Raw genomic sequence first — 14,155 nt, 5'->3', positions numbered from 1 at the left:
TGGCAAGCGGCGCAGATACTGCTGGCACAGGAGCATCGCCGCCATCATCCGACATCACGATCGACGCAAAACAAAAGTCGTCCTCTTCTTCTGCGGGTAAAACCAACCTGCCGTCACGCGCCCGACGGCGCCATTCCGACAGATGGTTTGCTCGAAGCCCATACCGCGCAGCAACCCCGTTCACCGTCGCTCCGGGCTTTAAACTCTCAGCAACGATCCGCGCCTTGACCTCATCCGGCCAGCGTCGCTGACCATTGGTCCGTATGTCCACCCCGTAGCTCCTGAGAAACTCCACCGTAGTCGCCATCGCGAAACTCCTGCACCGATCTCCATCGGACACGGCATCGCAGATCAGACAATCAAACAAAAGGTGAGGGCCAGCGAACGCTTACGATGAGTAAGACAAAAGACCCATTCCTGAGAGCGAGCCTTTCGCGCATTATCTTTAATAATCGTAAGCCATGTCTTTCCGTAGATCACGGTGCCGTGGTGATACCAATTTGCACGCGGTCTGATCGGCCTGTTGCATCAATTACCGAGAGAAATGTTCTGCCATCGGGCGGCGAGGGTAGGGGGATTTCGCGTCTGTGTACTCCGATGATCACCGGCTTCCCGTCGATCAGCACGGCAAAGGGTGGCCCCCCGTCTTGGACCCGCACCGTCAGAGGCGCATCATCAAGTAGTAATGTTGCCCCGTCAGGCGGGAAGGTAATCTTTGGCGCGTTCACCTGTGTCGCGAAGGCAGACTCGCGCGGTCGGAAACGTTGCAGCGGTGCGGGCAGGGCGGCGTTTTCTACCAAAAGAACATCCGGTGGGGGCGGAGGCAGGGGGGTGGTTTGTTGAGCAATCCTCTGGAACACGTCAAAGAGCAGCGGTGCGGCGACATCGGCCCCGAAGGCTCCTGGAACGGGAGTGCCGTCAGGTCGCCCGAGCCAGATACCCACCGTATAACGCCCGTCGAAACCAAGCGCCCATGTATCGCGGTGGCCATAGGAGGTGCCGGTCTTATAGGCGATCTTGCCAATAGGTTGTCCTTCAGGCGGTATTAGCCCCGCAAGGATGTGCCCGACCTGCCACGCATTCGCCGCACTCACCACCTCACGGCTTTCGCGTGGTGTTTCCTGTACAAGATAGTGTAGCGGCAGCGGTGTTCCGCCGCGTGCGAGCGTCATGTAAACCTGCATCAGCCCCTCGAGTGACATTCCCAGCCCGCCAAGAGCCACGGCGAGTCCGGGGGCTTCGTTGCCGGGCAGAGCGGTTTGTGCTCCGCACTGGCGCAGCGCGGCAATCAGGCGGGTGGGACCAATCGCCTTGGTCAGGGCGACCGCAGGGATGTTGAGCGAGAGTTGCAATGCCTCGGAGGCGCGTAATTCGCCGCGATACATGCCATCGAAATTTTGCGGCGCATAGCTGCCAAAGGCGGTCGGACGGTCATCAACCAGCGTCTCGGGATGGGCCAGTCCTTCGTCGAAGGCCAAGGCATAGATGAGCGGTTTCAATGTCGATCCGGGTGAGCGAAGTGCGCGCGTCATATCGATAAAGCCGCCTGCACGGTCCCAGCCCCCTGACCCGACGGTGGCCAGCACAGCGCCGCTTTGATGGTCAGCCACCATGATCGCCACCGAGCTTTGCGGATCACGTCCCGCGAGCGCCTGTTCAGCGAGCCGCTCCAGAGACGCTTGTAGGGAGGCTTTGATCGTTGTGTGCAGCACTGGCAGATCGGGCGCGGCACGGTAAAGCCGCGCGGTGAGATGCGGTGCCAGCGCGGGGAAGACATGGCGTTTGCGGGGCAGGGGCTCTCGCACCGCCGCATCAGCATCGTCTTGCGTGATAATCCCCGCACGGACAAACCGCGCAAGAGCGGCGGCGCGTGCGGCTTTTGCGGCCTCAGGGTGACGGTCGGGACGGCGGCTTTCGGGTGATTGCGGAAGCACGACAAGAAGTGCGGCTTGCGCAGGGGTTAGTCGTTCTGGCTCTTTATCAAACCATATGCGAGCGGCGGCCCGCACCCCCTCGATATTACCGCCGTAAGGGGCAAGCGTCAGATAGAGCGAGAGGATGTCCGCCTTGCTCAACTGTGCTTCCAATGCCAAGGCCACACGGATTTGCCGCAGCTTGCCGCGCCATGATCCCGTCCCGCTTTCTTCCAGAAGGCGTGCGACCTGCATGGTCAGGGTCGAGCCGCCCGAGATGATCTCACCGTGTCGCACCGCTTGTGCGGTGGCTCGAAGCATGGCCAATGGATCAATCCCGTGGTGAGAATAGAACCTCTTGTCTTCATAAGCGATGAGCATGTCAATCAAACGCGGATCAACCCCTGAGGGATCGGCTGCCAGTCGCCAGCGCCCATCTTCCACAGTGAAGGCGCGTAGCAGGCGACCCTCGGCGTCCAACACTTCGGTGGAGGTCACGGGGGTGAGTGCGGGCAGCTCCGTGCGCGCGACCCACGCCCGCCCGCAGCCCAATGCACTTACCAGACCCGCGAGCATCAGAACCACACCCGCCAGCGCGCCAAGGCGCCCCGCACGCGATCCTGGTTTTTGTCTCCGGTGCGAAGCGTGCCGCCTCATGGTGTAATGGCAAATCGGCCCGACGCGGTATGCGCATTATACTGCGGGCGATACATATCCGTCACTGAAGCCGCCGGATGATGGAATTCTCCCGGTGTGATTGCGCGCACCACATAGGCCAGCCGGACCGGTGTACCGTCCCTCCGGTCCAGCTGTGCAAGGAACCGGTCGCTGCGGAACTCCGCATGTTCGGCATAACTGGTCTTGAGCCACGGCATTGTTGACATGTCTCCTGCCTCAACGAGATGCGGGTTGTCGATCTCCAGCCCCGCAGGTAGCGGATCGTCGATCATCAACCGCCCACCGAGATCATCCGAAGGAGACACATCCAGCACGACGACCAGTCGTGTGCCTTGTTCCACAGGCCCCTCGACCGGCACACCCTCGGGCGTAAAATAGCGCCGCGTGATGGCGTAGCCGTAACCGCCTTCCTCCACCTGTCCGACCGGAACGCCGAAGGTGGTCAGGGTGATATCGGCGGCATCCGTCCCCGTGTTCCCAATGACAAGTGGCGCCTGACCCTCGCCGTCCGTCACTTGCTGCACGAAGCCACCCGTCACCGGCGCGCCATTGACGATCAGCCCTTCGGTGCTGGGATCCTTAATCAACCCATGCGCGGCGAGGAGCCCCCAGGCCATTTCCTGTGTCGAACGGGGGCCCTCATGGCGGGCAAGCATCCGTGTTAGGCCCACGCGATTCACCGCGTTGCTGCCTGCTTCTGCGGCAAGACCCAGAATGCCTGCGGCATCGCGCAGGGGGCTGCCGTAATCATCGCGCCAGACCGCTCGTTGACTGTTGTTGGCTTGTGCTGCGATATTGCGGGCGGCAAGAGCGAAGAGACGGTCCGCGCGCGGCTGGTCGCCGTAGAAGGCCAGTGCCGCGCCAAGCTGCGCCTGCGCCAGGGGCGTTGCGAAATCCTCCGCCTTTTCATCGGCGTAATAGCGAAGATCCCCGATCCGTGCCGCGCCTTCACGCGCCAGCACCATCAGCCCATAGGCCAGCGCCACACCACCGCCGTTTCTGTCCACCTCGAAATCACCAGCATAGGCGATCTGATTGCGCAGATTGTCCATCGCTGTGCTGAAGGCGGTCTCGGGCACGTCGACACCCTGCGCTTTTGCGCGGGAGAGAAAATCACCGACATAGGCGTCGAGCCAGAAATCCCCCCCCTCGGGCGACCACAGGCCGAAGGCCCCATTGCTGTCCTGTCGCGTCAGGATACGCTGCACGGCCTTGTCGAGACGCGCGCTGATATCCTGCGATTGCGTCATGCCGAGTGCATTGGTCACTTCCCCGAAATAGAGAAGCGGCAGGGCGCGGCTGGTGAGTTGTTCGGTACAGGCATAGGGGTAGATTTCGAGCGTGCGCATCATCTCCGGCACATGAAGTTGCGCAAGCGGTCCCGCGCTGATCACGGCAGATGCCGTGCCTGCACGTAGGTTGGTGAACACATCGGAAGTGAGTGAGAATGTATCACCCGCGGCCAGTTCGAACCGGCGCGTTTGCGAGACCTGGGGATCGTTCACCCGCACTGGCACGTTCAACGTTTTGGTCAACACTTTGCCAGCAGGAGTGGTGAGCGCAACCGTCATGCCGTAATCTCCTGCCCTGTGCGCCTTGATCGGTATCCGCAGCGCGGCCTTGCCCTGTTCGGCGAGCGCGATGCTTGCGGGGATGTTCGTGCCGAGATCAAGTCCGGTGGATGTCACCGACAGGCCCATTTCCCCCGCTGGTCCGTCGGCATGGACGAATTCCAGAAGCATTTGCGCGGTGTCATCGGGGGCGAGGAAACGCGGCAGGCTTGCCGTGACCACGACCGGATCGCGCACGATTACGCCGCGTTGGGCCTCGCCCACGGCTTCGTCGCTCCACGCCACGGCCATCAGCCGCACTGTGCCGTTGAAGGATGGAATGTCGAAAGAGACCTGCGCCGTGCCATCCGCGCCGATCTCCACGGGGCCGCTGAAATAGGCGACCAATTCCTCCGTGGGGGGCGGGGCCTGTCGCTGCATTCCGCCTGTGGCATCACCGCCCGAACGGATCTGGCCCATTGTGCCGTTCATCCCGTCGATCAACCGCCCGTATACATCGCGGATTTCCACACCAAGACGGCGCTGGCCGAAATAATGTTCAATCGGGGAGGGGGCTTCGAACCCCGTCAGGTTCAGCACACCAAGATCTACGGCGGCCACGGTGACATATGCGGGGCCGCTGGCCCCCTCCACATTAACCGTCACCGGCAGAGGCCCGCGCGGGTCGATGACCTCTTCAGCGTCAAGCGAGACCGAAAGTGCGTGTTTGCCCGGGTTGATTTTCGCATAGGCCAGCCCGAGTGCGCGGGCGGGGCCAATTTTCGCGCCAGTATCCATCGGACGAATGGCCTGCACCGTGACATAGGCGCCTGTGCCCCAATCCTCTGTCACGCCTACAGGGATAAGGTTTTCGCCCTTCTTCACTGCCACCGATTGCGCTGCGACCAGCCGGTTGGACAGCACCGCAACCAACGCCGTGCCGTCATAGCGCGACACCAGCCGCAGCTTGGCCGTATCGCCGACGTCATAGCTTGCCGCATCAAGCGACATGTCGAGCGTATCGGGGCTGTCGGCTCCTGCAGGCACATACCAGCCCGCCGAGAAAGCATAGGATGAGGCCACGTAATCGCCATCGCTGCGCTCCACGGCCATTTCGTATTCGCCCCAATCTACTGCCGCTTCTATCGTGGTAGGTTCCGCGTCTGTGGTGATCTCGCCTCTGGCAACCGGAGTGCGCGTGGTGGTGACATCCCATTTCCATTCGCCCTCGACCTGATACCACTGATAGTGGCGTTCCAGACGGTTGAGCGTCCAGCTCAGCTGCATGGGCAGCGGCGTTGCATCCTGCCCGAGGCCGACCACCTTGAAACGCGCGACGTCGCCTTCGCCCACAAGCCCGTCAAATTCGGGGCGCAGGCCGATAACCGGTGCAGTCAGCGCCAGCGGGCGGGTCATCTGTCGTTCGACGGGGCGGCCCGAGCCTTCGGCCACACGTGCGGTAACGGTAGCCTGGAGAAGGTGGCCGTTGGCGGCAAGTTCCGGCAGGTCCAGCGGGATTGTCGCGCGGCCCTGCGCATCGGTCGTTATCCCGTTGCCAAAGCTGCGCAGTACGGAATTGAGCGGCTCGTCATAGCGGCCGAAATGATAGTCGGGCCATGCCTCAAGCCTCTCGGCTTGCGACAGGCGCACCGTTCCCTCGACCGCGAGATCGCCCGCCGGCGCACCGAAGAGATAGCGTGCCTCTAGCGTCAAAGGAGGGGTGTCCCCCGCACGGATCGGCGCGTCCGGTAGCGCCAAGGAAAAATCAATCCGCTCGGGTAGGAAGTCCTCGACCAGAAGCGAGGCGGCGGCCAGCGCGGGCGCGTCCAGATCGGCACGCATCTCAAGTCGCCATGTCCCCCGCGCCACATCATCTCCGAGTGGCAGGTCGAACACATGCCCGCCCGCACGGTCCTGTGTCGACAATTTGCGCATGTATTCGACACCGTCGGGACGGGTCAGAATTGCCGTGAGCGGCAGGCCGGAGAGCGCGGTCACCTTTGCGTCGCGCAGAAGAACGGTCGCATGGATCGTCTCGCCCGGGCGGTAGGCATCGCGGTCGGTGGCGAGGAAGGCGTCAATCGGTGGAGCGGGCGGCATCCCCTCCACCCCGCGATCCGATAAATCAAAGGCCGGATCGGTGAGCGAGAGGAGCACCATATCCTCGGGGGCGTCGGCCTCCCCTGTCTGCGCGATCAACATCGCGGGCGCGGCCCCGTCTGTGCCACGGATCAGACCCGCATCAAAGATCGCATGGCCCTGCGCATCCGTTCGCGCCGTGCCAAGCACACGGTTCGCGCGCGACAAAAGCTCGACCGTCACCTCCGTCTTGGGGGCTGCGTCATTCAGACCGCGCACATAGACATGCAACCCGTCCGTGCCGGAAAAGCTCGTCAGGCCGAGATCGGAAACCACGAACCATTGCGTTGCGGCGGGCGTCTCGCGCGGGTCTGCGTCGGGGATCGCAGCGGCTAACGCATAAATTCCGGGCTCAAGATTACCCATTGGCCCATCCAGAGGCAGGCGCGTGACCATCGTCTTGTTGAGCGTGTTCTGCACATCTGCCGCCCCCTGCCAGAGCAGTTCGCCGTAATCGTTGCGGAAGCTTTCTTCCGTGTATTCATAGAGCCGCCGTCCGAGGAACCCCTCGCGGATCGAGCCGAGCAGCGCACGGTCACTGATCCGGTAGAGCCGCAGATTGACATAGTCCAGATTCACGGTCTCCACCGGCAGGCCACCCTCCGGCATCCGTGGCAAGACATAGGCACGACCGACGAATGTCACCGAGGGTGTGCGGTCGCGGACGTAAATCTCGATCGGCACGTTGCGGGCGAGTTTTTCCCCCTCCCCATCCGGAAGCCCTTTGCGAAAGGTAAAACTGTAACGTGCACCATGCGTCAGGCCCTCGATGCAAAGCGAACGCCCTTCCGCAGAGACTGCAAAGCCCGCTTCCGTCTGCACATCAGGCAGGTTGACATAATTGCGGTAGTCCACGCCCGCCTTGGCAAGTGGTTCACTGAATTCGACGCAGGCGCGCGGCGTGGCGAGATCACTGTCTACATTGTTGTTGACGATGCGAAAACCGTAGAGTTGTTCGGCGCGTGCAAGCTGGGTGGCCGTGGCTGGGCTGGAAGCGAGGCTTTGTGCCAGCCGCAAAGCAGGGATCTGGTCGCGCCCACGATCGTCGTTTTCAAGAGCAGAGGCGAGGATCACAAGCGCCTCCGCACGGCTCAAATCGTCGCTTTGACGCAGATAGGCATTAATTGCGCTCGGCAGGATCGACTGGCGGAGCGCACGGCGGCGTTCGTATGTAAATTCTCCACCCTGCGACGTACCATAGGCTTGCGGCGCAAGGCGGGCATAATCGATCCACAACGTGGGATCATCCGTCAATGCGACCGCCACGCCGAGCCAGCCGAATGCCCCGACCTTGTTTCCGGAGGCGAGCTGTTGCGTATAGGCCGCATATGCGGTGTCGGCGTCCCATGATCCTGCGTAATATTGCGCGCCGATGGATTGTGTCTGCCGCCATGCTGCGTCGAAATCTCCCTTGCGGAGCCGTTCCAGTTCTCCCGCACGCGTTTGTGCCAAATCGCGTCGGGATTTGGGCACGCCCAGCACTTTTCCCGAGATTGCACCATCATAAGCCGTCTGTTGCCCGACTTCTGATTTTAGAAAACAGGCTTCACTGCGGCTGTTGTAGGTGAAGGCCTGACATTGTGTGTCGTTGAGACAAGCGCGTTGGCAGCTTTCCAAGGAAGTATCGAAAATTGTTTGAAGGTCAGCGCCATAAAAATCCACATTGCGTGTGGTGATAAGGCGCCGTTCAGGAAGAGGCTCTTGCGCAAAGCCGGTTACTGTAAAGCTAAATAGAACAATAAAGGCAGCGAAAATACGGCGCATGGAAACTCTCCTGAAAAACACAGGGTGAGGTTCTCACCTTGAAGCCCAACGAGTCAACGCCGAGAAGGCAAATCAACACTCAATTTGTCCAGCAACGAACACAACGTTGGGCTACGCAGTCACCAACTTTTATGCATTGCGCGTAATTGGTTATTGGCCATGCGCCTACTCGAATTTCAGCGCGTTTCATCACCAACCTATAAGTTCCTATAGGTTGTTTGGCGGTGGAATTGCTTGGAGAGTTTTCATGATCTCGAAGGATCGGTTTTTAGATCATGACACACCAATCAGGAGAACTCTTCATGCGACTTTTCACTATGGCGGCTCTTGCTGCTGCAACTCTTCCACTGGCGGCATGTCTCGGGGGCGGCGGGGATAGCGACGGCGATCTTCCGGAGAATTTTGAAGAGATCGCTGATCTCTACGAAGCCGCCGAGGCGGGTGAACTTGAAGAAGCTACTGAAGAGATGATGAGCGGCACTGCGACACTCGAAGGTGCAATTGCTTTTGAGGATGTCGGAGAAGATGAGGATCTGGAAGTGATCGGCGATTTGACCCTCTCCGCAAACTTCACAACTAATGAGGTGACAGGGTCAGCGGATAGTTTTGAAATTTATACTGATGATGATGAGGTTGAGGCCACACTCTCGGGCTCATTGGAGGTCGATGGAGACATCACAGGCACGACCATGACGGCTGACCTCTGGGGCACACTGACGGATGATGAAGATCATGACATCAGCATGATCATGGACGGCACTTTCTATGATGCTGATGGCGATCTCGCCGTTGCCGGTGACGTCGAAGGTACAATCGATGACGAATATCATGAGGGCGGCTTCGCAGCGATCGAAGAATGATCCCGTTTTTCACGAGTGAGTGGTTTCGGCGTGCTGCGAGGAAACTCGCGGCACGTTCTGCATGACATAGCAACGGGGTGATCATGGGGCGTTCTTTTTCCTTACGGCAGATATGCGCCCTGATGTTGGTGCTCATGATTATCGGCCTCGGTGCGCAGGCAGAAAGCACGATCACGGCCCGCGAGGCCTATGTGAAACTCATGCAGCTTGGACAGGTGGCGCTGGCCAAGGATGCGCCTAAAAAAGCCACGGTCTATTTCTCCCAGGCCCGCGCACTCGCCCCGCGGGATCCGCGCGCGCAATTATCTTTGGCCGAAGCCTTTGCGCGGGGTGGGCAGGTCCGTAGGGCCGAAGCCTTTCTCCGTTATCTGCTCAAGCAACCAGAGCAAGCTCAAAACGAAGCCTATTATCTGGCGGGGCTCGCCAAATTACAGAGCCGCTATCCGTTCGTGGCTTCGGCCTCTTTCGCAGCACTACCCAGCACGAACATCCGCAACACCTCGTCCCAGACCGTGTTTGACACGCTTTTGGGCCGGTTCGAGATCGATGATGGCGGGGATGAAACCTCCGGCATCGGTGTTGATGTCGGGGTGAAGGGGCTGTATCGGCGGCCTTTGAGGGAAGGCCTCAGCTTCGAACTTGGCGCGGCACTCCATCGTATTTGGTACGCTGAGCCGGAACTGCGTTACTGGCGTGGGCGGCTCACGGCGGATCTCATTTGGCTGGAGGCCAAGCAAGACCTGAGGTTCGGTCTCCACGCGGATCGCATCTATTATACGGATGTCGAAGGGAACAGCTCGGATCGCATTGCCTCGGGCATACACGGATATTGGTCCCGCGCCCTGACCCAAGACACCCGCCTCAGTGTTAACGGGCTTGCGGAATATCGTGACTATCTGGACAAAGACACCCTCTCCGGTCCTTACGCCTCTCTCGGTCTGGGGTGGAGCAAGAGGTTTGACAACAGGGATCTGTTGTTCTTGGGCGGTTCGATTGAGCGGTCCAAACCTTCACTGGATTATCACCGTTATTGGGGCACCACCCTGCGCGCCGGATATGACACGAACATCACCGACACCCTGCGCGGCGGCGTCAATCTGAGCGCAACCTTACGGTATTATGACAGTGATTTCTCCGCCGTAGATTACGCGCGTCAGGACGAGGTTTACCGGATCGGCGTCTCCCTTTCCGACAAACGCATCAAGATTATGGGCGGAACCCCGAAACTGTCATGTAGCTATAAAATCCAGAACTCCAACATTGCGCTCTATGAGGCGACATCAACGGATTGTCGGATCGGGTGGTCCTATCAGTTTTGAGATGCTTGAGGTGCAGGGCTTTCGTGTCACGATGCCAGTCGAATATCACACCCCGTCTATCAAGATATCCAATGCGCGTTTCAAGGCATCGCGATGCTCTACCAGTGATCCTATGGGGTCTCGCAGTTCCGATCCCGGAATCGCTGCGAGTTCCTGCACGCGCACAATCCAGGTAGTATCGGCGACCTCAACAGACGGCGTGAGGCCCGGAAATGCGGTATAGCGGTCTGCATCACGCAAAGGAGCCACGATCCGTGACGCATCAATTCCAATCAGGTCGGTCTGAAGGTCTACGACAAGTTGCCCGCCTTTAAGGCGATAAAGATCGAACTGCGCCATTCGTTCTTCGCCTCAAAAGCTTCTGAAGCGGGCTAAAGGAAGGTCTTCTGCGGCAACCTCTTCAGCATAGGCATTAATCGCCGACTGGTTCTCCGCGCGCCATAAACGATTTCGTTCGATCTTGGCAGCCTCGACGATTGCCGCCTCCGCAAGGCGCGACATATTGAGGCCAAGTGTACGGGCTGTCGCCGCGACATCAGCATCTAACGTCAGATTAACCTTGATCCGCCCCAAAACAGACTCCTAAAACATACGTATATATCAGGAGTATAATACAGCCTTACTGAGTGATCAATGCGTGCCTCGGTCAATTGGCGATAGGCTGCGAGGCATCTGCCTCCAACATCTGCGCTAGCAGCGATCCGAAATGTTGCGATAGAACCAGATGTCCGGCATTTTCGACTATGTGGAAGCGGGCCTCCGGTAAGTTTTCTGCAATAGCCTGAATGTCTTCAATCGGGCTGATCGGGTCTTCTTCCCCATGAAAGAACAACGTCTCGCAGGACGTCGCCTTAAGGTCCGACAACCAGTCGCGTTGCAGGTTTTTCAGCTCGTCAATAGACGCAAACGTGGCGTGGTTCGCAATCAGGCGTAGCCATTCGGCCAGATGCGGTTTTTGGAAAAGGCTGTCGAGACAGGCCGAATCCGCCGGAGATTTACGGTACATATGGGCCAGCCCCTTTTGGGCCAGAGCGGGAACGCGGCTGAACGCGTTATAAATCTGCGTCAACCCCGTGATGATCCGCTCATCCCGACGCAAGCGTTGCGACATCTCGACGAAGATCGTGGAATTGTCTGTGGGTTCAACCGGATGGGATACTTGCGGCGTGGCAGCCAGAACGAGGCGGGAGACCAGATCCGGATTTTGTTTGGCAAAATGCACCGCCCACGGTACGCCCGCGCTTTCGGCAACACAGATTAGAGGGGCATCGAACAGATAATCCACGGTCTCCGCCAGAGCATCTGTCAACCTGTGCAGTCGCGCCTGAATATCTCCGCGCCCGTCCAGTTCAAGGAAATGCCGCGGTACGATCACCCAGCGCAAATCATGTGCCTTAAGCAGGTTGACCATTTCGTCATGAAATACGGTCGGGGCCAGCATGCTGTGAAAATATAAAACAGGCTGTCCGCGCCGTGCGCCGAACTCCCAGACAGGGATATCAGGCCCGTCACCGATTGCGATATTATGGGCAATCACATCCCTGCCAAACTGACGCTTGATTAGGGCCGTTTCACGGCTTTGGGTCTGCTGCGGCAAGATTTCATCGAGCACTGCCCCCGTGATTTCGAGAGATAATGCTCTGAGCAATGCTGTTTGCGTTTTGGCGCCAAGTTTATCCAGAATGATCTGGATTTGCTTGCGTTTGGTGTCATAGGAGGCACCTAACGTTGCAGCAGCTGACTTCAGGTCAAGCCCGGTCAACAAATGCCCAAGCAAGAGATACTCGGACGGGGCCAGCCGTGCCGCTTCGCCCTGCATGGCCAAGGCTGCGATCCGTTCGGGGTCAAGCCGCACGGCTACAAGCGCCACATGATCCGGCGCATCAGCCCAGCGTTCCATCCGGTCATAGAGGAAATACAGCCTGGCCTCTTCAACCACAAAGGCGCAGCCGCTTGCAGATTGCTCTGGCATCCGGATGACGGGCGGGAAATCGTCCCCACTCTCGGCCGCCACATTATGGACTTGCCGCTTGCCTTGCTGGTCAAAGAGATTGGCGGGTAGCCTACAGCCCGAAAAATTCCGGTAAAAAAACCGCGCGCTGAGGGCTTCATCCTGCGGCTGCAGTAAAAGCGCCTCTTCGGATGGCAGTGCCAGAGCATCCTTTTTCAGGACACTGGTCACCACCTGAATGAATTGAGAGGAAGAGGTCACCGAACGTTTGCTCCGCCATGATAAATGCGTGGCTCTTTGCCTCTCGAAACGTACCGTTCACGGTTCACGCCCCCGAGACACGCCCACGATCCCCCGAAACCACGTCAAAATCAACGATTGAAAGACCAAAGCCGTCATTTGTCATGGCTCTGCACATTCTCACATCGTTCCCCCCTTTAGGGGGGCGAAGGATAAAGCTGCGGTTTTTATCGTTGTTTCAAACAGGGGCCGATAAGCCCGCAAACTTCAGCATGTGGAATTTTTGATGACCGACATGACCGCCAGTTTCCAGACCAGCGAGCAAACGGCCCATGCACGCACAGAGGACCTCGCCTATTTCGATCTTGATGTCGACGGGAGGATCCTGTCGCGCAATGCGATGGCCCAACGATTTCTGAACATGAACCCTCAATGCGTCACATATAATGGGGCGGAGATTTTCACCGTCGCCCCGGCAGAGTCATTCCTACAGGCCCTCAAATCCGCCTGTGACAGGTTTGGCCCGGTCTCGACCGTACTCTCCCCGATCAGCAATACAGACGACCCGCTTCTCCAGATCAATGTCCTGCCCTTGCATGTCGGTGTGGCCCGCGTGGTTTTATTCTGGTCACATCCTGAGAGAGACGCCGAAGAGGCTATATATCCGAAACTGACAGCCCGTGAGCGCGCGGTTCTGGAACTGGCCGCCTCCGGCCTGCGCCGCGACCGCATTGCGCATCGGCTGAACATATCTCTACCCACTGTGGACATGCACAGCCGCAACTTGCGCCGAAAACTCTCTGTCATGACAACGGTGGAAGCGGTGGCGGTGGCGATGAAAATGAGATTGCTTGAGGCTTGAAACTGTCTTTAACCGTTTGCGCAGGGCGTGCCGGCTTTTGGCGGGCCTGTGCTTAGGGTCTCGAAATCCGAGCCAAGTCCATGCAAAATGCGTCGTTTCCTTCATTTCTAGCACGCGATTTTTGTCGCGCCCGGCCGAGACGGGGTCACAGCAAGGATGTTGCATAAAAAACGTGCGTAGACCCGTTTTTATTGTTGTCACAAGCAGTTGGAAGAAGGTGCATCCCATGATGAGGCATGTCCCGTATAAACTTTCAACATATTATAAAATAAGGCAAAACTTGGGCAGCCCTGCAGCTTGAACAGATGTTGACCCATGGTAAGGCCTGTGAAATCATGACCGTATCGGGGGCGTTTCAGCCAGAATACAGAACAAAAAACAGTTCAACTTGCAGACGATAAACTGTCTGCGAGATACACTTTATAATTGAGGCCTCCTCAGGTCATGTCTGAATAGAGGTTTTGGGCCGAGACCAGCTTTAGATGAGGCTTCATTGATGCGCGAACCAGACACACCTGACAAATTATCAGCCGCCAGTTCCAGATCTTTTCCCATCCCGGCCAATGAAGCTGAACGGGTGGCATATTTGCATAGTCTTGGGCTTGATTTGTCCCACCCTTATGATGAAATCCAAGGGCTGTGTGAGGTGGCTGCAAGTGTGGCCAATGTTCCCATCGCGATCGTTACCTTGATCACTGAGGATGAGCAGCTCTTTCTGGCGAGTGTCGGCCTCGGCGATTTGAAAAGCACAGCGCGAGAAGATTCCTTTTGCACGCATGCAATCGTGAATGGCGCGCAGACCGAAATACCCGACACGCAATGTGATGCCCGATTTACGGCGAACCCTTTTGTTGTCAACGACCCGAAAGTCCGGTCGTA

At 58.5% G+C, this 14,155-nt stretch carries 9 protein-coding genes and 1 pseudogene; 4 read left to right on the top strand and 6 right to left on the bottom strand.

Features of this window, described 5'->3' with window-relative positions:
• From BM152_RS18030 to BM152_RS18020, 3 genes are all read right to left on the bottom strand, one after another.
• Positions 1–307 (bottom strand): transposase (locus BM152_RS18030; RefSeq protein ID WP_074914628.1); only part of this gene is annotated, 307 nt, incomplete at its 3' end.
• 169 nt (positions 308–476) lie between these two features.
• The gene (gene pbpC / locus BM152_RS18025) at positions 477–2,489 is read right to left on the bottom strand and encodes a penicillin-binding protein 1C (protein WP_066602153.1); all 2,013 of its coding nucleotides are present in this window, start codon (positions 2,487–2,489) and stop codon (positions 477–479) included.
• Positions 2,490–2,566: 77 nt separating this feature from the next.
• Complete coding sequence (locus tag BM152_RS18020; RefSeq protein WP_066602135.1) at positions 2,567–8,044, bottom strand: alpha-2-macroglobulin family protein; 5,478 nt, start codon at positions 8,042–8,044, stop codon at positions 2,567–2,569.
• Positions 8,045–8,319: 275 nt separating this feature from the next.
• Here BM152_RS18020 and BM152_RS18015 point away from each other — a divergent pair, with 275 nt between their 5' ends.
• Both BM152_RS18015 and BM152_RS18010 read left to right on the top strand, forming a co-directional pair.
• A complete protein-coding gene (locus BM152_RS18015) occupies positions 8,320–8,904 on the top strand; it encodes a hypothetical protein (RefSeq protein ID WP_139222545.1) in 585 nt (194 codons plus the stop codon).
• Positions 8,905–8,987: 83 nt separating this feature from the next.
• The gene (locus tag BM152_RS18010) at positions 8,988–10,223 is read left to right on the top strand and encodes a porin family protein (protein ID WP_082715333.1); all 1,236 of its coding nucleotides are present in this window, start codon (positions 8,988–8,990) and stop codon (positions 10,221–10,223) included.
• A gap of 45 nt (positions 10,224–10,268) precedes the next feature.
• Here the strand turns inward: BM152_RS18010 and BM152_RS18005 are convergent, their stop codons facing one another.
• The 3 genes from BM152_RS18005 to BM152_RS17995 form a co-directional block, all read right to left on the bottom strand.
• Positions 10,269–10,562, bottom strand: coding sequence for a CcdB family protein (locus BM152_RS18005; RefSeq protein ID WP_066602141.1), 294 nt, complete (start codon positions 10,560–10,562; stop codon positions 10,269–10,271).
• A 12-nt stretch (positions 10,563–10,574) separates the two neighbouring features.
• Complete coding sequence (locus BM152_RS18000; RefSeq protein ID WP_066602144.1) at positions 10,575–10,796, bottom strand: type II toxin-antitoxin system CcdA family antitoxin; 222 nt, start codon at positions 10,794–10,796, stop codon at positions 10,575–10,577.
• A 73-nt stretch (positions 10,797–10,869) separates the two neighbouring features.
• Entirely contained in the window at positions 10,870–12,435 is a 1,566-nt protein-coding gene (locus tag BM152_RS17995; RefSeq protein ID WP_066602146.1) for an alpha/beta fold hydrolase, read from the bottom strand.
• A 265-nt stretch (positions 12,436–12,700) separates the two neighbouring features.
• Here BM152_RS17995 and BM152_RS17990 point away from each other — a divergent pair, with 265 nt between their 5' ends.
• Together BM152_RS17990 and BM152_RS17985 are read left to right on the top strand one after the other, a co-directional pair.
• Positions 12,701–13,276, top strand: a complete 576-nt coding sequence (locus BM152_RS17990) for a response regulator transcription factor (RefSeq protein ID WP_139222544.1) — start codon at positions 12,701–12,703, stop codon at positions 13,274–13,276.
• A gap of 496 nt (positions 13,277–13,772) precedes the next feature.
• A pseudogene (locus tag BM152_RS17985) lies at positions 13,773–14,155 on the top strand (hypothetical protein); the annotation flags it as partial.

The sequence above is a fragment of the Celeribacter halophilus genome (assembly GCF_900114135.1).
GTDB lineage: Bacteria > Pseudomonadota > Alphaproteobacteria > Rhodobacterales > Rhodobacteraceae > Celeribacter > Celeribacter halophilus.
Note: the sequence above shows the minus strand (reverse complement) of the source record. Positions and strands in the feature narration are given on the sequence as shown.